At 75.6% G+C, this 213-nt stretch carries 1 protein-coding gene; it reads right to left on the bottom strand.

Annotated elements, in window-relative coordinates:
* A partial coding sequence (locus tag QWY28_RS24880) for a hypothetical protein (protein WP_300955428.1) occupies positions 1-196 on the bottom strand: 196 nt, incomplete at its 3' end.
* Positions 197-213: the final 17 nt, after the last annotated feature.

Raw genomic sequence — 213 nt, forward strand, 5'->3', positions numbered from 1 at the left:
CGCCACCGGTGTCGACGTGGTCGAAGATCCCCGTGACCCGCTGGTCCGACGTGCAGGTGATGGCCGTGACGGACGGCTGCCCGGACGGCGGCGCCGACGCGGCGCCGGGGCGCGCGTCGGCTTGGTCACCACAGGCTGTCGCCAGGAGCGTCGTCGCGAGGAGCGCCACGCGGGCGAGGTGGTTCCGCCGGGTCATCGGTCCTCCTCCGGGCC

The sequence above is a fragment of the Nocardioides oceani genome (assembly GCF_030412965.1).
In the GTDB taxonomy this organism is placed as follows: domain Bacteria; phylum Actinomycetota; class Actinomycetes; order Propionibacteriales; family Nocardioidaceae; genus Nocardioides; species Nocardioides oceani.